This window comes from Aquicoccus porphyridii (assembly GCF_008369105.1).
GTDB lineage: Bacteria > Pseudomonadota > Alphaproteobacteria > Rhodobacterales > Rhodobacteraceae > Aquicoccus > Aquicoccus porphyridii.
The window spans coordinates 1-25,920 of sequence record NZ_VINQ01000017.1 but is presented as its reverse complement, the minus strand read 5'-3'; the positions used below and the strand labels follow the sequence as shown (position 1 = coordinate 25,920).

General features: G+C 65.4%; 27 protein-coding genes. 11 read left to right on the top strand and 16 right to left on the bottom strand.

Features of this window, described 5'->3' with window-relative positions; all coding sequences use genetic code 11:
* The first annotated feature begins 11 nt into the window (after positions 1-11).
* From FLO80_RS17455 to xsc, 3 genes are all read left to right on the top strand, one after another.
* A complete protein-coding gene (locus FLO80_RS17455; RefSeq protein WP_188078335.1) occupies positions 12-692 on the top strand; it encodes a DUF1523 family protein in 681 nt (226 codons plus the stop codon).
* A gap of 126 nt (positions 693-818) precedes the next feature.
* Positions 819-2,288, top strand: a complete 1,470-nt coding sequence (gene pdxR, locus FLO80_RS17450; protein WP_111364714.1) for a MocR-like pyridoxine biosynthesis transcription factor PdxR — start codon at positions 819-821, stop codon at positions 2,286-2,288.
* 117 nt (positions 2,289-2,405) lie between these two features.
* Positions 2,406-4,178 (top strand): sulfoacetaldehyde acetyltransferase, encoded by a 1,773-nt coding sequence (gene xsc, locus FLO80_RS17445; protein WP_111364712.1) that lies wholly within the window; start codon positions 2,406-2,408, stop codon positions 4,176-4,178.
* 50 nt (positions 4,179-4,228) lie between these two features.
* On the opposite strand, the gene FLO80_RS17440 is transcribed toward xsc, so the two are convergent.
* A complete protein-coding gene (locus tag FLO80_RS17440; RefSeq protein WP_111364710.1) occupies positions 4,229-5,083 on the bottom strand; it encodes a phosphate acyltransferase in 855 nt (284 codons plus the stop codon).
* Positions 5,084-5,116: 33 nt separating this feature from the next.
* On the opposite strand from FLO80_RS17440, the gene FLO80_RS17435 reads away from it, so the two are divergent.
* Positions 5,117-6,250, top strand: a complete 1,134-nt coding sequence (locus FLO80_RS17435; protein WP_111364708.1) for a citrate/2-methylcitrate synthase — start codon at positions 5,117-5,119, stop codon at positions 6,248-6,250.
* A 186-nt stretch (positions 6,251-6,436) separates the two neighbouring features.
* Here the strand turns inward: FLO80_RS17435 and FLO80_RS17430 are convergent, their stop codons facing one another.
* Positions 6,437-7,690, bottom strand: a complete 1,254-nt coding sequence (locus tag FLO80_RS17430) for a DNA polymerase IV (RefSeq protein WP_111364706.1) — start codon at positions 7,688-7,690, stop codon at positions 6,437-6,439.
* Between the two features lie 147 nt (positions 7,691-7,837).
* On the opposite strand from FLO80_RS17430, the gene FLO80_RS17425 reads away from it, so the two are divergent.
* The 3 genes from FLO80_RS17425 (at position 7,838) to FLO80_RS17415 (ending at position 10,167) form a co-directional block, all read left to right on the top strand.
* Positions 7,838-8,731, top strand: a complete 894-nt coding sequence (locus FLO80_RS17425) for an SPFH domain-containing protein (RefSeq protein WP_111364985.1) — start codon at positions 7,838-7,840, stop codon at positions 8,729-8,731.
* The gene (locus FLO80_RS17420) at positions 8,731-9,018 is read left to right on the top strand and encodes an NfeD family protein (protein WP_111364704.1); all 288 of its coding nucleotides are present in this window, start codon (positions 8,731-8,733) and stop codon (positions 9,016-9,018) included. The genes FLO80_RS17425 and FLO80_RS17420 overlap by 1 nt, the downstream gene beginning before the upstream one ends.
* Positions 9,019-9,261: 243 nt before the next feature.
* Entirely contained in the window at positions 9,262-10,167 is a 906-nt protein-coding gene (locus tag FLO80_RS17415) for a LysR family transcriptional regulator (RefSeq protein WP_111364702.1), read from the top strand.
* Positions 10,168-10,473: 306 nt separating this feature from the next.
* Here FLO80_RS17415 and FLO80_RS17410 read toward each other — a convergent pair whose 3' ends face one another.
* Genes FLO80_RS17410 through FLO80_RS17395 form a run of 4 tightly spaced genes read right to left on the bottom strand, consistent with a single transcriptional unit; the run spans position 10,474 to position 13,474 of the window.
* On the bottom strand, positions 10,474-11,487 hold the full coding sequence (locus FLO80_RS17410) for an OmpA family protein (RefSeq protein ID WP_111364699.1): 1,014 nt from the start codon (positions 11,485-11,487) through the stop codon (positions 10,474-10,476).
* Positions 11,459-12,028: a peroxidase-related enzyme gene (locus FLO80_RS17405; RefSeq protein ID WP_111364696.1), complete on the bottom strand. Its 570-nt coding sequence runs from the start codon at positions 12,026-12,028 to the stop codon at positions 11,459-11,461. The genes FLO80_RS17410 and FLO80_RS17405 overlap by 29 nt, the downstream gene beginning before the upstream one ends.
* Positions 12,029-12,030: 2 nt before the next feature.
* Positions 12,031-12,756 carry a GNAT family N-acetyltransferase gene (locus FLO80_RS17400; protein WP_342781745.1) on the bottom strand — a complete coding sequence of 242 codons (726 nt, stop codon included), beginning with the start codon at positions 12,754-12,756 and terminating at the stop codon, positions 12,031-12,033.
* The gene (locus FLO80_RS17395; protein ID WP_111364694.1) at positions 12,743-13,474 is read right to left on the bottom strand and encodes a competence/damage-inducible protein A; all 732 of its coding nucleotides are present in this window, start codon (positions 13,472-13,474) and stop codon (positions 12,743-12,745) included. Before FLO80_RS17395 ends, FLO80_RS17400 begins: the two co-directional genes overlap by 14 nt.
* Positions 13,475-13,533: 59 nt before the next feature.
* On the opposite strand from FLO80_RS17395, the gene sfsA reads away from it, so the two are divergent.
* Entirely contained in the window at positions 13,534-14,232 is a 699-nt protein-coding gene (gene sfsA, locus FLO80_RS17390; RefSeq protein WP_111364691.1) for a DNA/RNA nuclease SfsA, read from the top strand.
* A 125-nt stretch (positions 14,233-14,357) separates the two neighbouring features.
* Positions 14,358-14,576 (top strand): hypothetical protein, encoded by a 219-nt coding sequence (locus FLO80_RS17385; protein WP_146611023.1) that lies wholly within the window; start codon positions 14,358-14,360, stop codon positions 14,574-14,576.
* Positions 14,577-14,589: 13 nt separating this feature from the next.
* Here the strand turns inward: FLO80_RS17385 and FLO80_RS17380 are convergent, their stop codons facing one another.
* From FLO80_RS17380 to FLO80_RS17340, 9 genes are all read right to left on the bottom strand, one after another.
* On the bottom strand, positions 14,590-14,847 hold the full coding sequence (locus FLO80_RS17380) for a hypothetical protein (protein WP_111364686.1): 258 nt from the start codon (positions 14,845-14,847) through the stop codon (positions 14,590-14,592).
* Positions 14,844-15,581: a CbiX/SirB N-terminal domain-containing protein gene (locus tag FLO80_RS17375; protein WP_111364683.1), complete on the bottom strand. Its 738-nt coding sequence runs from the start codon at positions 15,579-15,581 to the stop codon at positions 14,844-14,846. Before FLO80_RS17375 ends, FLO80_RS17380 begins: the two co-directional genes overlap by 4 nt.
* Positions 15,578-16,567: a siroheme decarboxylase subunit beta gene (gene ahbB / locus FLO80_RS17370; RefSeq protein WP_111364680.1), complete on the bottom strand. Its 990-nt coding sequence runs from the start codon at positions 16,565-16,567 to the stop codon at positions 15,578-15,580. Before ahbB ends, FLO80_RS17375 begins: the two co-directional genes overlap by 4 nt.
* 3 nt (positions 16,568-16,570) lie before the next feature.
* Positions 16,571-17,725: a cytochrome D1 domain-containing protein gene (locus FLO80_RS17365; RefSeq protein ID WP_111364678.1), complete on the bottom strand. Its 1,155-nt coding sequence runs from the start codon at positions 17,723-17,725 to the stop codon at positions 16,571-16,573.
* 2 nt (positions 17,726-17,727) lie between these two features.
* Positions 17,728-18,063: a c-type cytochrome gene (locus tag FLO80_RS17360; protein ID WP_111364675.1), complete on the bottom strand. Its 336-nt coding sequence runs from the start codon at positions 18,061-18,063 to the stop codon at positions 17,728-17,730.
* Positions 18,056-18,832: a uroporphyrinogen-III C-methyltransferase gene (gene cobA / locus FLO80_RS17355; RefSeq protein ID WP_111364672.1), complete on the bottom strand. Its 777-nt coding sequence runs from the start codon at positions 18,830-18,832 to the stop codon at positions 18,056-18,058. The genes FLO80_RS17360 and cobA overlap by 8 nt, the downstream gene beginning before the upstream one ends.
* A gap of 85 nt (positions 18,833-18,917) precedes the next feature.
* The gene (locus FLO80_RS17350) at positions 18,918-19,388 is read right to left on the bottom strand and encodes a c-type cytochrome (RefSeq protein ID WP_111364669.1); all 471 of its coding nucleotides are present in this window, start codon (positions 19,386-19,388) and stop codon (positions 18,918-18,920) included.
* 120 nt (positions 19,389-19,508) lie between these two features.
* Positions 19,509-21,260 (bottom strand): NapC/NirT family cytochrome c, encoded by a 1,752-nt coding sequence (locus tag FLO80_RS17345; protein WP_111364666.1) that lies wholly within the window; start codon positions 21,258-21,260, stop codon positions 19,509-19,511.
* A 113-nt stretch (positions 21,261-21,373) separates the two neighbouring features.
* Positions 21,374-23,059 carry a cytochrome D1 domain-containing protein gene (locus tag FLO80_RS17340; protein ID WP_111364663.1) on the bottom strand — a complete coding sequence of 562 codons (1,686 nt, stop codon included), beginning with the start codon at positions 23,057-23,059 and terminating at the stop codon, positions 21,374-21,376.
* 139 nt (positions 23,060-23,198) lie between these two features.
* Here FLO80_RS17340 and FLO80_RS17335 point away from each other — a divergent pair, with 139 nt between their 5' ends.
* A complete protein-coding gene (locus FLO80_RS17335) occupies positions 23,199-23,882 on the top strand; it encodes an NnrU family protein (protein WP_111364660.1) in 684 nt (227 codons plus the stop codon).
* Between the two features lie 17 nt (positions 23,883-23,899).
* On the opposite strand, the gene FLO80_RS17330 is transcribed toward FLO80_RS17335, so the two are convergent.
* Complete coding sequence (locus FLO80_RS17330) at positions 23,900-24,598, bottom strand: Crp/Fnr family transcriptional regulator (protein WP_111364657.1); 699 nt, start codon at positions 24,596-24,598, stop codon at positions 23,900-23,902.
* A gap of 300 nt (positions 24,599-24,898) precedes the next feature.
* Between FLO80_RS17330 and FLO80_RS17325 the strand changes: the two genes are divergently transcribed.
* Positions 24,899-25,456: a GNAT family N-acetyltransferase gene (locus FLO80_RS17325; protein ID WP_188078329.1), complete on the top strand. Its 558-nt coding sequence runs from the start codon at positions 24,899-24,901 to the stop codon at positions 25,454-25,456.
* Positions 25,457-25,920: the final 464 nt, after the last annotated feature.

The following is a 25,920-nucleotide window of genomic DNA, read 5'->3' as shown; positions in this document are numbered from 1 at the left end:
CAGCGCCCATGTTGACCTATTTGAAATGGACGTTCCGCATCGTGCTGTGGTCGACGCTTTTCGCGCTAGCGCATTACACCCTGCCCCAGCATGACGTGGTGCGGGTGGTGAACACCTATCAGGAGCGGCAGGACCTGGGCGACTGGACGCGGATTTTCTGGGCGCATCCGGACGATCAGGCGGCAAACCTCGCCAACCGGGACGTGCAGTTCATCCAGACGGTGCGCAGGAAGACGTGGCTGCTCGGGTTCTACCAAACCGGTGGCGAAGAGACGATGGTCTATCGCAACGAGGATACCGGCTGGTCCTGGCCGTTCTATTTCAAGTTCGACACTGCCAATCTGCAAACCGAGGCCGATGACCTGCGTTCGGAAAAGGAAAATCCGGAATGGGCGGTGATGACCCATTACGGCTGGCGCAACGAATTGTGGTCGACCTTTCCCAACGCGGTAGCGATCCGGCCGGTGGACGCGCCGGATGTGACGGTGATCCCGTGGTTCAACATCTTCTTCTTCGTCTTCGTGGTCGTGGCTTGGGCGTTCGCCCGGGCGGCGTGGCGGCAATTTCGCCAGCGCATGGTGGACCCGGCGGTGCAGGATGCCGAGGAAAGCTGGGACGAGATGAGCAGCCGGGTGAACGAAAAGCGCGGGCGCATCCGGCGCTGGCTGGATACGTGGCGGGACAAGAAGTGATACGCGCCTTCGCGCGCGAGCTCCGGCGGGCGGGAACGGTGGCAGGCTAACGACGATCCGGTTTCTCACCGAGACCCGATAGGGCCAGATTGCCATGCGCTTCGGTCCAGTCTAGCCTGCGCCCCCATGGCGATTTCGGTGGACACTTTCTTTCTCGACCCGGTGGCACAGGGCACGTTGCAGTCACAGATCCAGCGGATCGTGGCCGAGGGTATCCTGTCGGGGCGGTTCCGGCGGGGTGAGAAACTGCCCTCGTCGCGCCGGTTGGCCGAACATCTGGGCGTGGCGCGCATCACCGTCACCGCCGCCTATACCGAGCTTGTCGCCAATGATTACCTCGCCGCGCGCGGGCGGTCGGGCTATTTCGTCTCGGACACCGCGCCCGAACCGCCCGATTTCCCGCCCCAGCCGCCGCAACAGGACAATATCGACTGGTCGCGCGCGCTGGGGCAGCGGTTCTCGGGAGGGGTGACGCCGGTCAAGCCGCAGGACTGGTCCTCCTATCGCTATCCTTTCGTCTATGGCCAGACCGATCCGACGCTTTTCGACCATGCAAGCTGGCGGCAATGCGCGTTGCAAGCGCTGGGGCAAAAGGATTTCGCGGCGCTCACCTCGGATTACTACGATCAGGACGACCCGCAGCTTGTCGATTTCATCGCCCGCCACACCCTGCCGCGCCGGGGCATCATTGCAGGGCCGGACGAGATCCTTGTCACCATGGGGGCGCAGAACGCGCTTTGGCTCGCCGCGCAGGTGCTGTTGACCCAACGCAGGCAGGCGGCGATCGAAGACCCGTGCTATCCGGCGTTGCGCGATATCCTGACCCAAAGCCGCTGTCGGGTCACGCCGGTGCCGGTCGATGCGGACGGGTTGCCGCCCGACGCGATCCCCGAACGCACCGACGTGATATTCACCACGCCGAGCCATCAATGCCCGACCAATGCGACCATGCCGCTGGACCGGCGGCAGGCGCTCCTGACCCGGGCGCGCGAGATGGAGGCGCTCATCGTCGAGGATGATTACGAATTCGAGATGTCGTTTCTTGCGCGACCTTCGCCCGCGCTCAAATCGCTCGACCGGGATGGGCGGGTGATCTATGTCGGCTCGTTCTCGAAATCGCTCTTTCCGGGGCTTCGCCTCGGCTATCTCGTGGGCGCGGCACCGTTCATTCGCGAGGCCCGCGCGCTGCGTGCCAGCGTTTTTCGCCATGTGCCCGGCCATATCCAGCGCACGGCGGCCTATTTCCTCAGCCTCGGTCATTACGACAGCCTGATCCGCCGCATGAGCGACACGCTCAGACGGCGTCACGAGGTGATGAGCGACGCAATTGCGCGCCATGGGTTGCAGGTCTCGGGGCGCGGCGTCTTTGGCGGCTCGTCCTTCTGGATGCGCGCGCCTGACGGGGTCGATAGCGGGGCGCTGGCCGCGCGGCTGAAACCCGAGGACGTGCTGATCGAGCCGGGCCAGCCGTTCTTTGCCGATCCTGCGCGGGGGCGGAATCATTACCGGCTGGCCTATTCTTCGATCCCGTCAAACCGGATCGACGCGGGCCTCGCCCGGATTGCCGCCGTGATCGAGGCCAATGATTGGACCTAGAGGGGTGAGCCAACTGGCCCTAACATGCCCGGGCATGCATCCGTATTTTCGCCGCAACCATAACCGTGACAACCGTGACCGACTCGGCCCGGGATTCCGCTCAGAGGACAACACCAGATGAAAATGACCACCGAAGAAGCCTTTGTCAAAGTGCTCCAGCGCCATGGGATCGAACATGCTTTCGGCATCATCGGTTCGGCCTTCATGCCGATTTCCGATATTTTCCCGCGCGCCGGCATCACGTTCTGGGACTGCGCGCATGAGGGTTCGGGCGGGATGATGGCCGATGGCTATACCCGCGCCTCGGGCAAGATGAGCATGATGATCGCCCAGAACGGCCCCGGCATCACCAATTTCGTCACCGCCGTGAAAACCGCCTATTGGAACCACACGCCGCTTTTGCTGGTGACACCGCAGGCCGCCAACAAGACCATCGGCCAGGGCGGCTTCCAGGAGGTCGAGCAGATGAAACTGTTCGAGGACATGGTCGCCTACCAGGAAGAGGTGCGCGACCCTGCCCGCGTGGCCGAAGTGCTCAACCGCGTGATCCTCAACGCGCGCCGCGCCTCGGCGCCTGCGCAGATCAACATGCCACGCGATTTCTGGACACGCGTGATCGACATCGAGCTGCCCGAGATCGTCGAGTTCGAACGCCCCCGGGGCGGGGCACAGGCGCTTTCGGAGGCGGCGAAACTGCTGTCCGAGGCAAAGTTCCCGGTGATCCTCAACGGCGCGGGCGTGGTGCTCGGCGGGGCGATCCCGGCCTCGATGCGGCTTGCCGAGCGGCTCGATGCGCCGGTCTGTGTGGGGTATCAGCACAATGACGCCTTCCCCGGCTCGCACCCGCTTTTCGCCGGGCCGCTCGGCTATAACGGCTCCAAGGCGGCGATGGACCTGATCGCGCAGGCCGACGTGGTGCTGGCGCTTGGCACGCGGCTCAACCCGTTCTCGACCCTGCCGGGCTATGGCATCGACTATTGGCCCAAGGACGCGAAGATCATCCAGGTCGACATCAACCCCGACCGGATCGGCCTGACCAAGAAGGTCAGCGTCGGCATTGTGGGCGATGCCAGGCTGGTGGCGGAACAGATCCTCGACGGGCTTTCGGATACTGCCGGAGATGCCGGCCGCGACGCGCGCAAGGCGCTGATCGCGCAAAGCAAATCGACATGGGCACAGCAACTTTCGGGCATGGATCACGAAGAGGATGATCCCGGCACCACATGGAACGAACGCGCCCGCGCCGACAAGCCCGACTGGATGAGCCCGCGCATGGCGTGGCGCGCGATCCAGGCCGCGCTGCCGAAAGAGGCGATCATCTCGAGCGATATCGGCAACAACTGTGCCATCGGCAACGCCTATCCAAGTTTTGAGGAGGGGCGCAAATACCTTGCGCCGGGCCTTTTCGGTCCCTGTGGCTATGGCCTGCCCGCCATCGTGGGCGCCAAGATCGGCTGCCCGGATGTGCCGGTGGTGGGTTTTGCCGGTGACGGGGCGTTCGGCATCGCGGTGACGGAGCTCACCGCGATCGGGCGCAAGGAATGGCCCGCGATCACCCAGATCGTGTTCCGCAACTATCAATGGGGCGCGGAAAAGCGCAACTCGACGCTGTGGTATGACGACAATTTCGTCGGCACCGAGCTTGATCAGCAGGTGTCCTACGCGGGCATCGCCAAGGCCTGCGGGCTGCAAGGCGTGGTGGCGCGCCGCATGGATGAGCTGACCGATGCGCTCGACCGGGCGATCAAGGACCAGATGGCGGGCAAGACCACCCTGATCGAGGTGCTGCTCAACCAGGAACTGGGCGAGCCGTTCCGCCGCGACGCGATGACCAAGCCCAACGTGGTGGCCGGGATCGACCCGGCGGACATGCGCCCGCAACAGGTCTGAGCGATGCGCCTGCGCGAACCGCGCCCGTTTTCCACCCCGGAGAGCGGGCGTCAGCCCATCGCCGCCGTGACCACCGCCGAGGCCACGATGTCCTCGACCCGCGCGCCCCGGCTCAGGTCGCAGACCGGGCGCCGGAAACCTTGCAGGAACGGCCCCAGCGCCTGCGCGCCTGCCAGTTCCTGGCAGAGTTTGTACGCGATGTTGCCCGCGTCGAGATCGGGGAAAATCAGCACGTTGGCGGGCTCCGCCCCGGTGATGCCCTTTTTCGCCGCGATCAGCGGATTCAACGCCGCATCGGCCTGCACCGGCCCCGGGAAACCGGCCCGTTCCGCCGCCTCCGCGACCCGATCGACGCTTGCCCCCGCGCCGCTCGTGCCGGTCGAGAAGGATAGCATCGCCACCCGCGCCACGCCGAAAAGCGCCTCGGCCGAGCGCGCCGAGGCAAGCGCGATATCGGCCAGTTGCGCAGCATCGGGCGCCACGTTCACCGCGCAATCGGCGAACACCATCTCGCGCCCGTCAGGGAACAGCATCACGAAGAACGACGACGGCACCGTGATCCCCTCGTCCGGTCCGATCGCCATCGCCGCCGCCTCGATCACCCGCCGCGTGGGTGAATCGGCGCCTGCGACCATGCCATCGGCCTCGCCCGCCGCCACCATCGCCGCCGCGCGATACAAGGGCTTGGCCAGAAGCCGCCGCGCCATCGCCTCCTTCATGCCCCGCGCCGCGACGAGTGCGGCCACTTGCGCCTCTGACACATCCGCCAACCCGACCGGCACGCACAGCCCTTCGGCCCCGAGCCGCGCCGCCGCTTCGGCCACCCGCGGCTCGTCCAGCTCGGGAAAAACCAGCCGCGCCTCGCGTCCGCGCGCGTGCTCATACATCCGGTCGATGAATTCCATGCCTGCCCCCTCGTTTCCCGAAAGGAGACCACAATGACAGATACCGTCAAGATCAATCGCGGCCTCAAGGGGGTCTATTTCGAACGCTCCGGGGTGAGCCATATCGACGGCGCGAAAGGCGAGCTCACCTATCGCGGCTATTCGATCCACGACCTTGCCACGCAATCGACGTTCGAGGAGGTCGCCTATCTCCTGATCCACGGCGAATTGCCCGACGCGCAGCAGCTTGCCGATTTCGACGCAAGGCTCAAATCCGCCCGCCACCTGCCGCCCGCGATCCTCGACATCATCTCCGCCTGCCAAGACGGCCACCCGATGGACGTGCTGCGCACCGCCGTGTCGGCGCTGGCGGCGCTGGAACCCGCCAGTCGAGAGACCGGCGAGGAGGCTTTCATCGAGAACGGTATCCGCCTCACCTCACAGGTGCCGATGATCGTCGCCGCGCATGAGGCGATCCGCAATGGCCGCGCCCCCACGGCCGCCGATCCGGACCTCGGCCATGCCGCCAACTGGCTCTGGATGCTCAAGGACGAAAAGCCCAGCACCGATGCCGCGCGGCTGGCGGATGTCGATTTCATCCTGCACGCCGAGCATGGCTCCAACGCCTCCTCCTTTGCCGCCCGCGTCACCGTGGGCACCGAGGCCAACCTGCACGGCGCCATCGTCACCGCACTCGCCACCCTCGCGGGCCCGGCCCATGGTGGCGCCGCCGAGGACGTGATGAAGATGGTCCACGAGATCGGCAAACCCGAGAATGCCGCCGCCTATGTCAAGCAAAAGCGCGCCAATCGCGAGGCGGTGACAGGGTTCGGCCACCGTGTCTATCGCGCCGAAGACCCGCGCGCGCGCCACATGCGCGACGGCGTGCGCAAGCTGGGCGAGGAAATGGGCGCGCCGGAATGGTATGAGATCCTGCAAGCCGTGGTCGAGGCAATGCAGCCCTATGCCCGCCACGGGCTCAACGTGAATGTCGATTTCTATTCCGGCGTGATCTACCAGTTGCATGGCATCCCGATGGATCTCTACGTGCCGATCTTCGCCATCGGGCGCATGCCCGGCTGGGTGATCCAGTGCATCGAGCAACAGCGCAAGAACATCCTGATCCGCCCCCTCACGCTCTATGACGGGCCGGACACCCGTGCCTATGTGCCGATAGAGCAACGATAACGGCACCCTGCCCCGACACGCGCATCCCTGTCTCTTTCTTGGGAAAAATACTCACTTTCCCGACACCGCCACGCGGCCCGACATCTGGGCCGGGGCACATACCGGGGTCATSCCGCCCGGGCCMCCSGGGCCGAGCGARGCGRGSCCCCGCCGCGACGCGGGCGAAGCCGCGGCGCAAACCCTCGTTCAGCGCAGCGAGCGCCCCTTGCGGATCGCGTCCGGGCCGAACCGGGCGCGAATGGCGTCGCTGGCACGTTCCGCCCCGCTCCGCCGGGCCGCGCCCGGATCGAGCAGGTCTGGGGCGCGGTCGGCCTCCGCCTCCGTGATCAGGTCGGAAATCCCCACCCCGATCAACCGGTAAGGCCCCTGGTCGCCAGCAGCATCAAACAGCGCCCGCGCGGTGCGATAGATCGTGTCGGCCATCTGCGTGCCGTCGCGCAGGCTCACCCGGCGGGTGAGTGACGTGTGATCGGCCCGCTTGAGCTTGAGCGTCACCACCCGCCCCGCGAGTTCGCGCGCCTTGGCCCGGTCCGACACGTTCTCGGCCAGCCGCCAGATATGGCCATCGAGCAGGTCGGGATCGGACGTGTCCTCGAAAAACGTGGTCTCGTTCGAGATCGACTTGACCGGCGCATTGGCCGAAACGCGGCGCCGGTCCTCGCCGCGGGCGAGGTGATAGAGCCGATCCCCCATCGCGCCGAACCGGGCATGCAGGTCGGTCTTGTCCCATCTGAGCAGGTCGGAAAACCGGTGGATGCCCGCATTGTCCAACTGCGCCTGCATCGCCTGCCCCACGCCCCAGATCATCCGCACCGGCTTGTCCTGCAGAAAACCGGCGGTTTCCGCCTCGCCGATCACGGAAAACCCGTTCGGCTTGTCGAGATCCGAGGCGATCTTGGCGAGGAACTTGTTATGCGAAAGGCCGATCGAGCCGGTCACGCCCAGCTCGTCCTTCATCCGCCTGACCAGCCGCGCCAGCATCACCGCGGGGGGCTGTCCGTGCAGCCGCGCGGTGCCGGTCAGATCGAGAAACGCCTCGTCGAGCGACAGCGGCTCGATCGCGGGGGTCAGCTCTTCCATCATCGCGCGGATCTCGCGCGAGACCTCGGCGTAAAGCTTCATCCGGGGTGGCAGCACCACCGCATCGGGGCAGAGCTTCAGCGCCTGGAACATCGGCATGGCCGATTTCACGCCCCGGATGCGGGCGATATAGCAGGCGGTCGAGACCACGCCGCGCCGCCCGCCGCCGATGATCACGGGTTTGGCGGCAAGGTCGGGATTGTCGCGTTTCTCGACCGAGGCATAAAACGCATCGCAATCCATATGCGCGATGGAGAGCGTGAACAGCTCGGGATGTTCTCTCACACGCGGGCTGTGACAGGCCGGACAACGCGGGCCTGTGTCAAAACTCTGGAGGCAGGAACGGCAAAGCGCGGGCATGGGTCACAGGATACGCCCCTTCGCCGCGCCACGCCAGAGCCCTGCGCGCATCGCGAAAATACGCCTTTCGCTGCGGTTTGGCTTTCCGTTCCGGCACAAAACTCCATTATCGGGGCAGGTTTTCGTTGTTTGGAAAGGATGGTTCTCATGACCCCCGATCAGATTCTGGCCGAAGCCACGGGGAGCGGCCTTGTCTGGCTGCTCCTTGCCGGATTCATCATCCTTTGCATCCTTCTGGGGGTGCGAATCGTGCCGCAATCGGAAAAGCACGTGGTCGAACGGTTCGGGCGGTTGCGTGCGGTTCTGGGGCCGGGGATCAACATCATCGTGCCGTTTCTCGACCGGGTGCGGCACAAGATTTCGATCCTCGAGCGGCAATTGCCCGATGCGATGCAGGATGCGATCACCTCGGACAACGTGCTGGTTCAGGTCGAGACCAGCGTGTTCTATCGCATCATCGAGCCGGAAAAGACGGTCTACCGCATTCGCGATGTGGATGGCGCGATTGCCACCACGGTGGCGGGGATCGTGCGCGCCGCGATCGGTCGGATGGAACTCGACGAGGTGCAGTCGAACCGCTCGGAACTGATCTCCGAGATCAAGTCGAATGTCGAAGACGCCGTCGACAATTGGGGGATCGAGGTGACGCGGGCCGAGATCCTCGATGTCAATCTCGACGAGGCGACGCGGCAGGCGATGCTGCAACAGCTCAACGCCGAACGCGCCCGGCGCGCGGTGGTGATGGAGGCCGAGGGCCAGCGCCGCGCGGTCGAGCTTCAGGCCGATGCCGAGCTTTACGCCGCCGAACAGGCCGCCAAGGCGCGGCGCGTCACCGCCGATGCCGAAGCCTATGCCACGAGCGTCGTGGCCACGGCGATCCAGGACAACGGCATGGAGGCGGCACAGTATAACGTCGCGCTCAAACAGGTCGAGGCGCTGGCCAAGGTGGCCGACGGCACGGGCAACCAGACCGTCATCCTGCCCGCCAACGCGGTCGATGCCTTTGCCGATGCCTTCCGGATGCTCAAGGGGGGCAAGTGATGGGCTGGGATGTCTGGTGGGTCTGGATGGCCGGGGCGATCGTTCTGGCCATTCTCGAGGTTCTGGCGCCCGGTTACGTGTTCCTCGGATTTGCCGTGGGCGCGGCGGTGATCGGGTTCCTGCTGCTCCTCGGTGGTGGTGTGGCCGCATGGCTCGGCGGGTCGCTTGCAATGACCGTGCTGATGTTCGCGATCTTCTCGCTCGTGGCGTGGCTGGTGATGCGCAAGGTGGTCGGCGTGCGCAAGGGCCAGACCCGCATCTGGGACAAGGACATCAACGAGGACTGACGGCCCCATTGCGCGCCTTTATGCCTTTCACAACAATGCGTTCCGGCTTGCGGCGGCGCGGCGGTCAGCCTCTGCATGGCAAGGTGGCAAGCGGGTCTTGTCGCCCTTGGAAACCTCCGTTTCCCTGTTTCCGCACCATCAACGATCTGCGGCAAATCCCTGATATTATCGCATCCATGCCCGCATTCTGCCCTATTCTGTGGTCATACCGGGGCTGACCAGGAAGATACCGAGGGATCGAGCATGGACCGTCTGACCGAAATGGAAGCCTTTGCGACAGTCGTGGATCAGGGCGGTTTCACCGATGCCGCCAAGAAGATGGGAATCTCGAAATCCGCCGTCTCGAAACATGTCTCCTCGCTCGAGGCGCGGCTGGGTGCGCGGCTGCTGAACCGGACCACGCGCCGGGTGAGCCCGACCGAGATCGGGCTGGCCTATTACGATCGCGCGCGGCGCGTTCTCAACGATGCGGGGGAGGCGGATGCGCTTGTCTCCTCGATGCAGTCGGACCCCTCGGGCCTGTTGCGGATCTCGGTGGCGACCGATTTCGGGGTCAATCACCTGAGCCCGATTCTGGGCGATTTCCTGGCCGATTTTCCCGACATCACGGTTAACATGGTGTTGAACAACCGTTACGTCGAACTGATCTCGGAAGGGTTCGACATGGCGATTCGCATTGGCGAACTCGAAGATTCGACCCTGCGCGCCCGCAAACTCACGGAAACCAACAAGCGGATGATCGCCAGCCCCGAGTATTTCAAACGCTATGGCCGGCCCGAGCGGATCGACGATCTGAATGAACACAAGCTTTTGCATTATTCCAACCAGTCGGCCGGAAACGTGTGGAAGATCACCGCGCCCTCGGGCGAAAAACGCCAGGTTCGCACCGCCGGGTGGCTGAGCGTGAATGACGGGCAAAGCCTTCTGAACGCTGCGGTTTCCGGCCTTGGCATCGCCTACCTGCCGAGTTTTCTTTATGCCGACGCGATGAAAAAGGGCCTGGTCGAGGACGTGATCCCCGATCTTCCGGTCGAGACGCAGGGCATCTACGCGGTCTATCCGCCGGGCCGGTTTACCCAGCCCAAGGTGCGCGCCTTCATCGATTTCCTGGTCTACACGTTCACCGACAAGGGGCCGACCAACTGGTGAGCCCCCGGTATTCCTTGCCAATGTCCTGCCACGGCGCGCGGTGGGGTTAACGCCCGTGACCACCCCTGGAACCGGGGGGTGATGTCCGGCTGCCGCCCGGCTGCCCGGCGTGCACCGCCGCAGCGCGGCATCTGTTAACCGGAAATTCATTAATCCACCGTGCGCCGGGCAGCGACGCCCCCGCACCGCCCCCTCTCTTTCTTGGGAAAAATACTCATCAGGGCCGAGCGAAGCGAGGCCCGCCGCGACGCGGCGCAGCCGCGGCGCAATCCCTCGTCGCGGACAGGCCCGTCGGGATCGTCGGGATCATTCGGTGTTGAGCAGCACCGCCTCGACCCGGCGGTTCATCTCTCGGCCCTCCGGCGCCAGGTTGGAGGCAAGCGGCGCGAGATAACCCATGCCTTCGGCCGCCATCTGCGATCGCGGCACCCCGAAATCCGTGGCGAGCCGTTCGAGCACCGACGTCGCGCGGCGCTTGGACAGCGCGATATTGCCGTCGAGCCCGCCGACCGCATCGGTATGGCCGACAAGCGCGACCCGGCGGGCGGGATCGGCCAGAAGATAGTCGGCCAGCGCCGCGAGCGAGGCGAAATCGCCGGACCCGAGCGTGGACGACCCGGTTTCGAAGGTCAGATCCGAGAGAACCGCGTGGCCGTCGCGTTCGAGCGCGGCAACGAGGGGCAGCGGCGTGCCGGGCCGTGCCGGGTCCGCGGTCTGTGCCGGGTCAGCCGGGCCAAGGGCGGGCCGGTCGCCTTCCGCGCTTCGAGGTGCCGCCCGGTCCGGGGGCACGATCTGGACCACCTGCACGAAACCCGCGGTCGCGGTGCGGCTGGTCAACAGCGCGACATGGCTCTGGCGTCCGTCGCTGTCGGTGCGCCGGGCGGCGAGATAGCGGAAATCGAACAGGTCCACATGCATGTCCGGGGCGGGCATCACTTCGAGCGCGAAGCGGAAATCGAAGCCGCCACAGGCCGCCGCCGCGCATTCATAGAGGGTTTCATAGCCCGCATTGACCAGTTGCGCGCGCAGCGGCGCCAGAAGCTGGAGCGTGGTCAGCCCCTGCGCATTTATCCGCCAGGCCCGGCGCGCCACCTGCCCCTCGGCGGTGATCGTGGGGACCTGGCCGTCGACGACAGGGCCGGTGGCAAGGACATGGCTATCCTGGCCGCTGAGCCGCTCGGCGGTGAGCCGCGCATTCGACGGCAGGACAAGATCGACGGCCCGGGCGGGGCCGCCCGCAAGGACGAGGCCCAGACCCAGTGTCAGGATCCGGGCAAGGGCCCGGCCCGGTTCAGCGCGATTGCGCGTGGTATTCGTCATTCGGCCGCATGTCGGTGGCCGAGGCCACGCGGTTGGTCATGTTGTAAAAGCCCGCGACATTGGCGATGTCCCAGATGTCGCGGTCGGTGAATCCGACCTCGCGCAGCCGGGCGCGGTGTTTCTCTTCGATCTTGTGGCTTGCCACGGTCATCATCTCGGCAAAGTCGAGCATGGCATATTGGCGATCGTCGAGATCGGCCGCGCGCCAGTTCATCACCATCATCTCGCCCAGCATCGGGTTGCCCGACAATTCCCGCACCGCCTGCCCGTGCGCGGTGAGGCAATAGAAGCACTTGTTGATCGACGAGACCGCGACCGCGATCATTTCGCGTTCAAGCTTGGTCAATCCCGAGTCGCCCAGCATCAGGTCGTTGTAAAGCGCGGTGAAGGCGTTGAGCTTGTCGATGTCGAAGGCATAGGATTTCAACACGTTGGGCACGAGGCCCAGCTTGTCCTGGCAGATATCGAAATATTTCTGCGTCTTTTCGGGCAGCGGATCGACCATCGGCAGGTCGAGGGCGGTGGGTTGGTCCTTGCTCATGTTCAGCCTTTCCGTTTGCGATAGTGATACTGTCCCACAAGGGTCATTCCAAGGGAAGCATAGAGCGCATTTGCCGCCACGTTCGCCTGGGTGCAGACGGCCGAGATATGCGTGGCGCCCTGGTCCGCGGCCCAGAATGCGGCGCGGCGCATCATCCATTTTCCAAGCCCCTGTCCGCGCTGGTGGGCGAGGAGTTCAAGCGCGTGGACCATGGCGATCCGATCATGGATCGCGATGAAGCACACGCCGCCCGGATGGTCGTTCCAGCGCGCGATGATCGAGGTCTTGGGGCCCTGGGCGCGGTGCATCACGGCGACCCGCCCCGGCCCGATCCCGCCCTTTTCCCAGATGTCGTGCATGATCGCCAAGGGCTCCCAGACCGGGATGGCGGTCACCGGTGGCAGGGGTTCGGCGGTCAGGGTCTCGATCGGCGTGACATGGAGGTTGACCGGATCGACCACGTCATAGCCGCGCGCGGCAAGTTGGGCGTCAAGCGGCTCTTGCCCCGCGCGGATCATGAAAAGGCAGGGCTGGCCCAGGCTGCGCATGGTCTCTTCGGCCTCGGTCAACTCGTCCTCGGTGACCGGGCGTTTGACGGTCGTGGCGCTGACCCGCTGGCCCCCGCCCTGCCCTTCGCGGAAGGTGAAGGCGGGGGTCTCGGTATAGCGCGCGGCGGGCCAGGTGCCGTCGATCACGCCGTAAAGCGTCTGAACATCAGGAAGCATCATCGGGGAACAACCTTGAAAGCGCCTGAATCGCCGCATCGAGCCGCGCGCCGTCATGACCGCGGATCACGATATGCGCGCCGAACGCCCCGGAATGCGAATAGGGGTAGGAGCCGAACGAGAGATCGGGGAAGTCCTCGGACAGCGTGCGCAGGGGGCCGGCGATGTCGCCCTCGCCACGCTCTATGCGCAGGCTCTGGCTCAGAAGCGGCGCACCGCCGGTGAGCGTGGGCAGGACGGAGGCGACCATCGCCTCGAAGATCTGTGGCACACCGGCCATGACATGGGTGTTCTCGATGGTGAACCCCGGCGCCGCCGAGATCGGGTTGTCGATGAGCGTCGCCCCGTCGGGGATGCGGGCCATGCGCAGGCGCGCCTCGTTCAGCTCGGTGCCGGTGCGGTCGTAATGGGCCTGAAGGACGGCGCGGGCGTCGTCGCGGATGTCGATGGCGCGGCCAAAGGCCGCGGCGACGCAATCGGCGGTGATGTCGTCATGGGTGGGGCCTATGCCGCCCGAGGTGAAGAGATGGTCGAACCCGGCGCTGAGCGCCCTGACCGCCGCGGTGATGGCGGGGGCATCGTCGGAGACCATGCGCACTTCCTTGAGGTCGATGCCGTGCTTGGTCAGCGCCCCCGCAAGGTGATGCATGTTGGCGTCACGGGTGCGCCCCGAGAGGATTTCATCCCCGATGACAAGCATGGCGGCGGTGGGGTTGGGCATGGGGCCTCCTTCGCGTGGCGCACTTGAACGATGCGTGGGGTCGGTATAGGCCCAAGCCCATGCGCTTTCAAACCCCTCTTGAACCGGCCCGGCTGATCCGGCGCTATAAACGGTTTCTGGCCGACATACGGCTGGAGGACGGGCGCGAGGTTGTGGCGCATTGTGCCAATCCGGGCTCCATGATGGGGCTGGCCGGGGAAGGCATGAAAATCTGGGTGGAACCCAATGACGATCCGAGGAAGAAACTCGGATACGGCTGGCGGCTTGTCGATCATGAAAACGGCCATTTCACCGGGGTCGATACCTCGGTGCCGAACCGGGCGCTGAAATCGGCGCTGATCGCGGGCGAGGTGCCGGGGCTCAGGGCGCCGATGGTGCGGCCGGAAGTGAAATATGGCGAGAAAAGCCGCGTCGATTTCCTGCTTTCGGGGGCGGGGCCGGATGTTTACGTCGAGGTGAAATCCGTGACGCTGTGCCGCGAGGCGGGGCTGGCCGAGTTTCCCGATGCGCGCACCGCGCGGGGGCTGCGGCATCTCGAAGAACTGTCGAAAGTGGCGCAGGCAGGGGCGCGGGCGGTGATGCTCTACCTCGTGCAGCGCACCGACTGCGCGCGCGTTGGCATCGCGGGCGATATCGACCCCGACTATGCCGCCGGGCTGGAGCGGGCACGGGCGGCGGGGGTCGAGGTGATGGTGTTCGATTGCCGGATCTCACCGCAAGAGATCACGCTGGGCCGGGCGTTGCCGTTTCGGGGTTAGGTCTCATCTTGCACCTTTCACCGCGTGCCGTCGCCGTTCATGGGCTTTACACCCGGGCGCGCGCCGGTGTTTGATGGTTCATTACAGGCAACGAACCCTTTGAGAGGTCAATCGTGAAATCCGCATTGCTGATGTTCTTCGGCGCAGTGATTTTCGCCATCACTTTTGCCGCGTGGTGGTATCTCAATGCGCTGGCCTGCGGGATGAACACGACCGGATGCCGGGGCGTCACACTCGCCTGGGGTGATTGGGAGGCCCTTCAATTCTTCGTCCCGACCTTCATCATCGGCGCGGCGATGTTCCTGTTTGGTTTATGGAAGATCGTGAGAAGGAACCGGCGCTGATTGGCAACAGGCGCTAGGCCCCGTCATCACGGTGCCCGGGGCGGCGTTCGGCCTCGTCGATGAGGTGGCGGACCCAGCGGGCGGCGGCCCATGTGGCCGGGATGCCAAGCGGGATGGCGACGATCACCGCGACCAGCGGCGGCATGGCGGGCACGCCCAGCGCCTGAAGCATCAGGAACAAGAGAAAGAGGTTGATCGCCACTGCCGCGGCGGTGAACGGATAGAGCCAGGCGCAGAGCCTGAGAAATCCCTTGCGGCTGTGCAGGTTCATGCCGCCCGCCTTGCGCGCGCCGCGCGGGCAAGGCTTGCCGCGATGAGCGCGCCGACATCGTGATGGTCGACAAAGGGCGGCAGGACCGGCCCGTCGAAACGCGCCTCGGCCAATGCCTCGGGAATGTCCTCCGTGACATGGCCGGCAGGCAGGGCAAAGAACGGCAGGCAGATCGCCTGGCCCAGATCGCGCGCGGTCTCGGCAAGAAAAGGCGCTTCCTCGACGAACCCGACGCGGACGCGGGCCATGCCCGCCATCTTTGCGATGGCCGGGGCCGCGCGCAGGGCGCTGTCGCGGCTGGCGCGGTTCGAACGGCTGCCATGGGCGGCGAGGAACAGGGTCGTATCCCCCGCCGCCCATGCCTGTTCGGCCAGCGTCTTGCGCAGGGTGCCGGCCGCCAGATCGGGCAGTCCGGGTTCAAGCCCGAACGGTGCCATTTGCCACCCGGGCCGGTTGCCCGTGCGGCGGCGCAGGAAGGTTTCGGTGAACCATCCGCGCGCCATGAAGAAGGGATAGACGAGGGGCGCGCCCTGCCCCTCTGCGGCACTGTCCAGCGCCGCCTCGAACCGGCCCTCGCTGGCGAGCGTCACGCCCACGACATCCGCGCCGGGCAGGTGCCGGGCGACCGACGCCGCCAGCGCCCGCATCGCGCGGTCCTGCGGGTCGGGGTTCGAGGGGCTTCCGTGCGCCACGATCACGGCGCGCAAAGGGACGGGGCGGGCCCGGTCGCTCATGCCGCGTCCTCCTGCCGGGTCAGGCGCGCGCCGGTCTGTTTGAAACAGCGCAGCGAGAACATGACCTGATGCGGGGTGCCGCGCAGGCTCGGGAGGGCGCGCACGCCGTCAAGGATGCCCTGCGCCTCGGACCGGCTGCGGGCGTGGATCATGCAGAAAAGGCCATAGGGCCAGAGCCCCATCGCGGTGCGGCGCTGATAACACAGGGTGACGCCCGGATGCCGGGCGAGTGCGAAGCCCGCCGCCTCGATCAGGCTGTCGGGCAGATCAAAGGCCACCATCGCGTTCGAGGACCAGCCCAGCGGGCGGTGCCGCACGATCACGCCCAGGCGGGTGAGGATGCCCGCGCGCAAGAGCGTGGCAATCCGGATCATGACCTGTGTCTCACGCAGGTCGAGGTCACGGCCCAGCGCAGCAAAGGGCGCGCGGTCGAGCGCCAGACCCTGTGACAGCGCATGCAGTAACGGGCGGTCGCCCTCGGTCAGCGCGGACAGGTCAGGCGCATGCGCGCGACCCATGGAATGGCGCCCCCCGTCAAGGCAGAAGCCGAGGTCGATGTTGAAGGCCCGCACCAGCGGCAGATCAAGCAGTCCGAGCCCGCTGCGCCGCCTGATCCGGTCGAGCGTCGTCGCAAGGTCGATCCGGTTGGCGGCGGTGGCGACGAACCACAGGTTCCAGCGGTTCTCGCGGTGATAGGCATGATTGACGCCGGGTTCCGCGCTCACGATCGCTGCCACCTCGTCCAGCCGCGTTTCGGGCACCGCGAGTGCCGCCAGCGTCGAGACCCCGGCGGTATTGGGGCGCACCGTGGCACCGACGCGGGCGATCTTGCCCTCGCCCTGCAGGCGGCGCAGGCGGTCGAGCACGTCGTCTTCGGCAAGGCCCAGATCGGCGGCGATGGCGGCAAAGGGCGCGGGCACCAGCGGGAAATCGCGCTGATACTCTTGCAAGAGCCGCGCATCGGTCGGGTCGATCCGGGGTGTCATGGCTCAGAGTCCCGTTCTGTGGGCGCGGGCGGTGAAGAAGATGCCCGAGGGGCTTTGCGCCGGGATCTCGGCTTTCACCGCGCGGCGGTGGGTGTCGTAGACGATGATCTTGTTGTCATCGCGCGACGACACCCAGACCTCGTGCCCACGGGGGCTGAACTCCATGTGGAGCACCGCCGCGCCGGGTTTAAGGGTTGCGACCACCGCGTGGGTGCGGCTGTCGATCACCTGAAGCGTGTCGTTATGCGGCAAGGCGAAATTGACCCAGGCATAGGGGCTGGCCGGTTGCGAGAGCACGAAGATCGGCTGGCCATGGGTCTTGGTGCGGGCGGTCTCGGCCAGCGTGTCGCGGTTGACCCAGAGCACCGCGTGCCGGCCCACGGCGGGCAGGGCGAATTGCCCCTCGGTAAAGGCCCAGCCCTGAAGGTGGGGCATCTTGTAGACCGGCATGTCCTCGCCCTCCTTGCCGTAATCCGACAGGAAGCGGACGGGTTCCGGCGCATCCTCCCACATGTCGAAAAGCGTAAGGCCCTGTTCACCGAAGAGCCCCACCACGAAATGCCGCCCGTCACCCGACAGCACCGCGTCATAGGGGTTGGCCCCGGTCGCGCCCAGCCGGGTGACAACCGGCTCGGGCCCCGAAAGGTCGGCCATGTAGGCATCGCCGCTTTCCCACCCAGCCCAGGCAAAGCGCCGCCCGGGCAGTTCGACGAGGCCCACGGTTTTCGATTGCGCCGGGATGTCGGCCACCATGTCGAGCGTGTCGGCGTCGAACACCCGAATGCCACCGGGTTCGTAATTCGACACCGCGACCAGCGCGCCGTCGTCCGAGATCGCCCCGCCGATGGAGTTGCCGCCCTGGATGATGCGTTTGGCGATGCGGCGTTCCAAGAGGTCGATCTTGGTCAGCCCGCCATCGCGGCCGAACACATAGGCAAAACGCTCATCGGGCGAGAAGTTGACCGAGGCGTGGGACAGATCGCCCAGCCCCTCGATCCGGTCGATGGCCTCGTGCTGCATCCGGTCGATGATGAGGACCGACCCGGTGGCGCGTTCGATCACCACGCCCAGCGCGCCGGTGGGCATCGCCGGTTCGGCGATGGATTTGCCTGCCGCGAACAGCAGGACAAAGGACATGAGGACGAGAAAGCGGGACATGGCTACTCCTTGTCTCGGGCGTCGGGGTCGATCAGGTAACGGGCGATCCACAGCGCCTGTTCCTCGGTCAGAAGCGCGCGCCATGGCGGCATCGCGGTGTCGGGGATACCGTCGAGAATGATATGGGCCAGCGTTTCGGGCCCGTCGTGATGGGCCAGCGCCTCGGGGGTGAGCGGGCTGCCCAGCCCGCCCTTGAAACGCAGCCCGTGACACGAGCCGCAATCCTGGATGACCAGGTGCTCGAGCCATGCCGCCTCGGCCCCGGTCGGGCCAGAATCGGTGGCATGTGCGCCCGTGGCGAGAACGAGCGCGGCAAGCAGGGCGCGCGGATCAGGCATAGTTTTGCGCCCTCAGCACCGCCGCGTCGGGCAGCGCGCCATAGAGCGAGACGACCCGCCCGATGATGAAGAGAACCGGGGCTTCGGGCCGATGCATGGCGACATCGGCGGCGATCCCGCCAAGGGTCGAGACGATGCGCGCCTCGCGCGGGGTGGTGGCCGAGGCGACGCTGAGCACCGGGGTCGTCGCGGGCAGGCCGTGGCGCATCAGTTCGAACGCGATTTCGGCGATGTTCATCGCGCTCATGTAACACACCAACGTGGTGTCGGCGCAGGCGAGGCTTGGCCAGTCGAGATCGAGCCGCGCATCGGCCGCGCGGTGCCCGGTGACATAGCGCACGCCGGTGGCCAGCCCGCGATGGGTGAGCGGCACGCCGGTCGAGGATGACGCCCCCTGCGCCGAGGTGATGCCGGGGATGTAATCGCAGTCGATGCCCGCTTTGCGCAGCACCGCCGCCTCTTCGCTGCCCCGCCCGAAGATCAGCGGATCACCGCCCTTGAGCCGCACCACCATCAGCTCGTCGCTGGCCAGCGCGACCAAGAGCGCGTTGATGTCGTCCTGTGGCAGCTTGTGGCATTTGGGGGATTTGCCGACGTCGATCCGCCGCGTGGTGTCGGGGATCAGCGCCATGATCTCGGGGCTGACGAGGCGGTCGAACACCACCACATCGGCAGTCTGGATCGCCCTGAGCGCCTTGACGGTCAGAAGTTCGGGGTCGCCCGGTCCGGCCCCCACAAGCAACACACGGCCCTGGCTGAGATCTTTCATCGCTGTCTCCCGATGTGATGTTGGTTTATCGTCGCCGATCGGGCCGGGGCCGACCTTGACTTTCGTTAAGCGCGGGGGCGGTGGATCAGTCGGAAGCCGGGTCAGCACCTTCGATCCCTTCGGCCAGCGCGCGCGCGACCAGGAAGGCGATGACGTTGTCGCGATCCTCGGTGCGGCGGCGGAACCCGCCGAAATTCATCTCGGTTTCGGGAATCATGTCCTGCGGCCTAGTCAGCCACGCCCTCAGGCTCTCGACCGTCCAGACCCCGCCCCATGCGCGAAACGGTTCGGAATAGGCCCAATCCGCGACGCTGGCCGAGGGGCGACCCAAGATACCGTTGAGCCATGGCGCTTTGTAGTTGGTGCGGTCGAGCCCGTGGCATTGCGAGCAGCGCCGCATGAAGATCGCGGCGCCCTTGTCGATGTCCTCTTGGGTGAAGAGCGTGCCGTCGATCACCACGCCGTCACCTTGCAGGTGCGGTTGGGCCTCGTCGGCCGCGCCGCCACCGGCCAGCGCCGCGACGGGCAGAAGGCAGGCGAAAATGATCTTGCGCATGGCGGGTCTCCTTTCGATCCCGGTCGGGGCGAGCGATGGCAAATGGCCCGGCCCCCTTGCGAGGGGCCGGACCGGGGGCAGGCAGGCGGGCAGGGAAAACCCCGCCTGCCCTGAGGGAGCTCAGGGTTGCGTCGCGTTCAACTCGACCGACGCATCGTCAAGCGCGAGCCGCAGATCGAGCGAGACATGGTGAAACCGCGCGGCGCTGTGATCGTCATGCAGCGCGAAGCCCACGGTATAGACCTTGCCCGGTTCGATCGCGATCTCGCCGGGGCCGGTCGCCGCCAGCGGGCGGGCGATGACCATGGTCCATGTGTCGCCATCAAGCGTGGCCTGCGCCTCGACCGGGTGGCCCGCATTCTCGTGACGGCTTTCGAGCAGGTAACCGCGTTGCGGCGCGCCCGTGGCGTCGACGCGGGTGAGGTCCATGAAGGTGCCGTTTTCGAGGAAAGCGGCAAGGTCGTCTTCGCTTTGCAGCATGTCCCAGCCACCCATCGGGCGGTTGCGGCCGCGCAGCTCGATCTTGGTGCGGCTTTCGGGGATGTATTTCTGCACGTAGCCATGACCGCCGAGACGCTCGTCGAGATCGCCGGTGCTTTCGGGCGTGTTGGGCATGGTGCGGCTGTCGATATGGCAACTGGCCCAGCACCCGGCCTGTTCCCCGTGCTCGACGCCATCGCCCATCACCATCATCGCCAGTTTGACCTTGTTGTCGGGGTCCATCTTGCCGCCCTCGATGAACGGCACGGGCACATGCGGCGTGTCTTTCCATGTCATGCGCAGATACAGCATCTCACCGTCATGGGCGGCCTGCACGTCAAGCTCGACCGCGCCGCGCTTGCCGGAGATCGGCGTGGTTTCGGCGGTTTCGCCGCTCACGATCCTGGCGCCCATGGCGGGTGTTTCCTTGGAATGGCAGACCGAGCAATTGTCGCCGCCCTTGGTAAAGGCGCGCGCGCCGCCATGGGTCTTGCCGTTGAGCACCCATTCCCACGACGCCTGGCCGGGATAGAACAGCCCGACCTTGACCACCGGAATGGCCGACCAGTCGATCGCGCGACCCGGCCCGTCACCGGCGGCGGCCTCCGATGTGCCCTCGGCCTCGGCCATGGCGCGTTGCACCGCGGACGCGATGCGCGCCTCGACGGCCTCTTCGGCGGCCTTCGCGGCGGCGGCGGCGCGTTCGGCCTCCTCGGCCTCGATCTTCTGGATATAGGCCAGCCCGTCGGTAAAACTCGTCGGCACTTCCTTGATATGGGCGGGGTTCGGCGCTTCCAGTGCCTCAAGCTCGTCCTCGGGCAAGAGGTTGCGCACGTCCTTGTGGGCGATGCCCTTGTGACAGTCGATGCAGGTCTGGCCGGTTTCCATCGCGGTCAGGTGCTGCTGACGCGCGCGCGGCGCCTGGAACCGCGGGTTCATGCTTTCGAGCGTGTGACAGTTGCGGCACTCGCGCGAGTCGGTCTGTTTCATCGTTTCCCAGACGTTGCGCGCCATGGTGAGGCGATGCGCCTCGAACTTCTCGGGCGTGTTGATCTTGCCCGTGGCCCAGCCCAAGAGCTCTTTCGATGCCTTGACCTTGCGCACCATCTTGTGAATCCACGGGTCGGGCACGTGGCAATCCGAACAGGTGGCCTGCACGCCCGAGCGGTTCTCGTGGTGGATGGTGTGTTCGTATTCGAGGAACACGTTGTCGCGCATCTCGTGGCACGAGATGCAGAATTCCTTGGTGTTGGTGGCTTCCATGGCGGTGTTGAACCCGCCCCAGAAGACGATGCCGACGATGAAGGCCACGGCTGCGCCGCCGATCGGCACGCCGAACCAGATCCAGCGGCGCCACATGCGACCGGGCTTCTTTTGGGTTTCGTCTGTCATGTGAATAACGCTCTGTCCAGTTTACGGGCGGTTCCGCACCGGGGGTGCGGCCACCGGGCGGGCGGATGAAACGGAGGGCGATCTGTCACCGCCCCCCGATGCACGGCTTGGCCTCAGGTCTTGTGGTTCGACCGGTTGTAGACGTTGAACTTGCCGGTGGGCGCAAACAGGCCCTTGATCCGGTATTTCTCTTCCAGCGTCTGGGCGTCGAAGACCACGATTTCACCGTTGTCGGTCTTCGAATCCTTCCGGTTCCAGACCGAGGCCCAGACTTCCGAACCATCCTGGTTGAACTCGAAATGAACGGCCACGTAGCCCTCGGTTTCGGTCAACTGGATCGTCTTGACGATCTCGCCAGTCTCTTTCGAGATGACCTGCACCGATTGCTGGATTTCCGGCTCCGGATGCAGCGTCTGATCGGCCCAGACATAATCGCTGTTCGGGTGGGTCCGGATGAAGAGCCCGGGTCCGTCGGTTTCGACCTCGTAGCAGATCTTCCAGGCGTCGTCGGCACGGTTCACCGGGTCGTTGCCCCAAACGGTCACGTAACCGGTGCCAAGGTGCGTGGTGCCGCCTACCGGGCCGCAATTCGGGTCGATCCAGTTGGCGCCGGGGCCGGGATGCGGCAGGGCCTTGGTGTCGATCGTCGCTTCGAGCTTGCGGGTCTTGGTGTCGACCACGACCATCTGGTTCGAGGCGTTCGCCGCGATCTGGAAATACCGGCCGGTCGGGTCGAAGAACCCGTCATGCAGGAACTTGGAATTGTCGATCTTGTCGATCCGCAGGTTGTCGATATCGCTGTAATCGACCTGCCAGATCTGGCCCAGCTCCTTGATCGCGACCACCCATGTCGGTTCGTGCGGGGTGGTATAGATCGCGGCAACGCGGCTTTCCTCGACATATTCGCCGTCGACGTTCATGCCACGGGTCGAGACGACCTTTCTCGGCTCCATCGTTTCGGCATCGACGATCGCGAAATGCGGCGGCCAGTAGCCCCCGCCGATGACGTATTTGCCATCGCCCGACACCGCCACGTCGCGGGCGTCATAGGCGATCTTGACCTCGGCGACGAGCATGTTCTCGGGTTTTTGCCACAGGTCGATCTTGGTCATCTTGCCGTCGCGGCCCATGGTGTACCAGAAGCGGCCGGGATTCTCGGGCTCGTTGATGCTGTGATGCTCGGACGCCTTGAGAACGTGCACGGCATATCCGGTCGGAATATGCACCAGCACTTCCTTGGTGTCGCCGTCGATCACCGCCACCTTGCCCACGTCACGTTCGATGACGACAAAGAAATTTTCCCAGTTGCGGCCATGCAGCGGCTCGGTCGGGTAATCCTCGGGCTCGATATAGACCTTGCGGGTCTCTTTCATCTGGGCGAGCGACATTTCCGGCGGTTTCGGCGGGTCGATCTGGATATAGGTGGCCAGGTCGGTGATCTGCTCGGGCGTCAGGATGCCGTCGAAATTGTTCATCCCGCCTTCGGTGCCCCAGGTGATGATCCGCTCGAGGCGGTCCTGGCCGAGTTTGAGCGTGCCAGTCACCGTTTCTGTACCGTCGTCGTTCTTGACCTTGACCTCGGGCAGCAGGTGCTTGCCGGTTGCGCCCTTGCGCAACACGCCATGGCAGCCCGCGCATTGCTCGAAATAGGTTTGCTTGGCACCTTCAAAGGCGTCTTCGGACATGGTCGGCAGTTCCTGCCCGAAGACCGGCTGAGCGACCGACGACAGAAGCAGCGAAAAGCCAAAGCCCAGGCCAATGCCCGTGGTCCTTGCTTTCTTCGCATTTGGGGTTGTCATGTCATATTCTCCGTTGCGCTGGTGAGGCACGAAAACGTGAACATGACATTGCCGCCACGCGCCTTGACTTTCGTTAAGACCGACAGGCGGGGGGTGCGCATAGGGGTGTCACCGACACGCGAGGGAAAGGCAGGACCAGATGGGATGGATCGAATTCGCACTCGCCATGGTGCTTTTCATGGCGTCGCACCGCATTCCCGCCGCGCTGGGAGTGAAAGAGGGGTTGGTGCGGGTGCTGGGGGCGCGCGGCTATACCGCGCTCTTCAGCCTCGCCTCGCTGGCACTCCTGGCCTGGGTGATCGTGGCCGCCGGGCGCGCGCCGTTCGTGCCGCTGTGGGATCAGACGCTGGCGGCGCGCTGGGCGGTGAACCTCGCCATGCCGCTTGCGGTGGCGCTGGCCGTTTTCGCGATTGGCGCGCCCAACCCCTTTGCCTTCGAGGGGCGCAAGGGCGATTTCGACCCCGACCGCCCCGGCATTGCCGGACTCACCCGGCAACCGCTGCTCTGGGCGCTGTTGTTGTGGTCATGCGCGCATCTCGGGGCCAATGGCGATCTCGCCCATGCGATCCTGTTCGGCACCTTCGCCGGGTTCTCGGCGCTGGGCATGTGGATCGTCGAGGCGCGGCGACGGCGCGAGATGGGGGCCGACGGGTTTGACCGCGCCGCGCGCCACACCGGGCTTGTGCCCTTTGCCGCGCTGATCTCGGGGCGTTGGCGCCCGGCGTCGGGGCCTTCGGTGGCCCGCCTTGCGCTGGCGATCGGGACATGGGCGCTGCTGTGGTATCTGCACCTGCCCGTGATCGGCGTTTCGCCCCTGCCGTGAGCAGGTGGGGCCGGGTCTCAGCGGTTCCAGGCGTTCGCGGGATCTTCCTCGACATAGGTTCGCAGCCGCCCGACATCCGCGATCCGGGCCTTGTTCTGCTGGATCGTCACGCCCTCGGGCTTGAGCTTGGCAAAGGCACGGCTCAGGCTTTCGGGCTTCATCCCCAGCCGCCCGGCGATCAGCACCTTGTCATACGGCAGCGTCACCTCGCAGGCCCCGTCGTCGCATGGCGCCAGTTCGCACAGGAATTCCGCCACCCGCTGCGCCCCGGTGCGCGCCTTCATCGCCTCGAGCTGCGACACCAGGCTGTGCAGATGCGCGAAGGTCGAGGACAGCATCGCGATTGCCGTCTCGGGCGAATTGCGCACCCCGCGCAGATAGCTGTCGGCCTCGACGCGAATCAGCGTGCAGGGCGTCACCGCCTCGGCCGAAACCGGGTAGACATCCTTGCGAAAGGCCACCGCCTCGCCAAAGCTGCGCCCGCGGGTAAAGACCCCGACGATCGCCTCGGCGCCGTTGGCCGCGATGCGGTAGAGTTTGACCCAGCCGTCGAGCACGATATAGATCGCGTTCGCGGTTTCACCCTGGAGGAAGATCGTCTGCCCGCGGTCGAACCGCGTCACATGCGCTTCGGACAGGATTCGGTCGACCTCGCCCTCCGGCACGCTTGTCAGCAAAAGCGTCTGGCAGGCGATCTGCCTGTGTTCCGGTTTCATGTCCCGCCCCTGCGTCTGGCCCTGCTCCATACTGGTTACGCGACCCGGCCCGGGCAAGGCAAGCCTTTGCCACCCGGCTCGCGCCCCGCCAATACCGGCCGCTCAAAGCGATTCGCACCTCGGCTCGAAAGGCAGTCAACGCTTTCGCCGTGATGCAAAGCCGCGCGCCAATCCCGCCAACAGCCATTGCTGTGCATCGAGACAGGCATGATGACACTTGTCGGCGCCAATGACGGGTGCCGCAGCCGCATCAAGCCGACCGGGGTTTTCAAGCCCATGAAAAGGCATCATATTTCGAGAATGTACAAACCCCCTGCCCTGCCGATCCGAACCGATCGCTTCCATCTTCGCGATTATTCACCCGCCGATGAACCGGAGTTCATACGCTATCAAACCGATCCCGGGTTCGCGATCCACCACACCGCGGACGAACGTGGCGCGCAGCATGCGCGCGCCGTGTTCCGGAAATTCATCGACTGGCAGGCAGAGACCCCGCGCACGCATTACCAGTTGGCCGTATGCCATGCGGCCGAGGATGACCGCCTGATCGGGAGCTGTGGCATAAGGATGGAAACTCCCGGGGCCGAGACGGCGGATTTCGGGATAGAACTTGCGCGCCGCTACTGGGGAAGACATCGGTTTGCAATCGAGATTTCGGAAGCGATCATAGACTGGGCGTTCACCTGTTTTCCGCTGAAGGCCCTCACGGCCGACACCGCGCCCGGCAATGTCGTCGCTGCCCGCCTCGCCGAAAGCGCCGGCTTCACACCCGTCGGGGTCAGCGAAAAGCGGTTCTGGCGGCTGGACAAGGCGGATTGGGCGCCCGGCGCGCGGGCGCGCTCCCAAGGAGACGCATAGGCCGGGCCGCCCCGGACAATGCCTTGAGATCGAGGCCCGTTTGAACCCGCCATGCCGTCATTCGCGGGATGGAAAGGCCGCAAAGGCAAAACCCCTGACCCCAAAGGCAAAACTGTCTGGTGCTTTCCGGTGGAATGAAAATTGTCACAACGTTCTGCCTTTAAGACAACGAAATTCCATTTCAAACAGGATGATAAATCCCACACAGCGCAGAATCTGGCTTTTTGTCAGAATGGCTTGCCTTGCACCTGGCGCGTCTCGCGCGCCAGTGTCACTGAAGCGGCCATTAGGACGGCGCGCAGAGAATGCCTGAAAAGAGCCCTCTTCGACTAATGCTGCGGCATGGACGAATGGCAGCATTGGCGAGTTGCTGCTGATTGCCTTCTTTCAGTAGGCTGCGTACCTTTGAGCAACTGGTGGACAGAAAGAAGGATTGGGTATGAAAATCAGAGACGCAGTCGTCG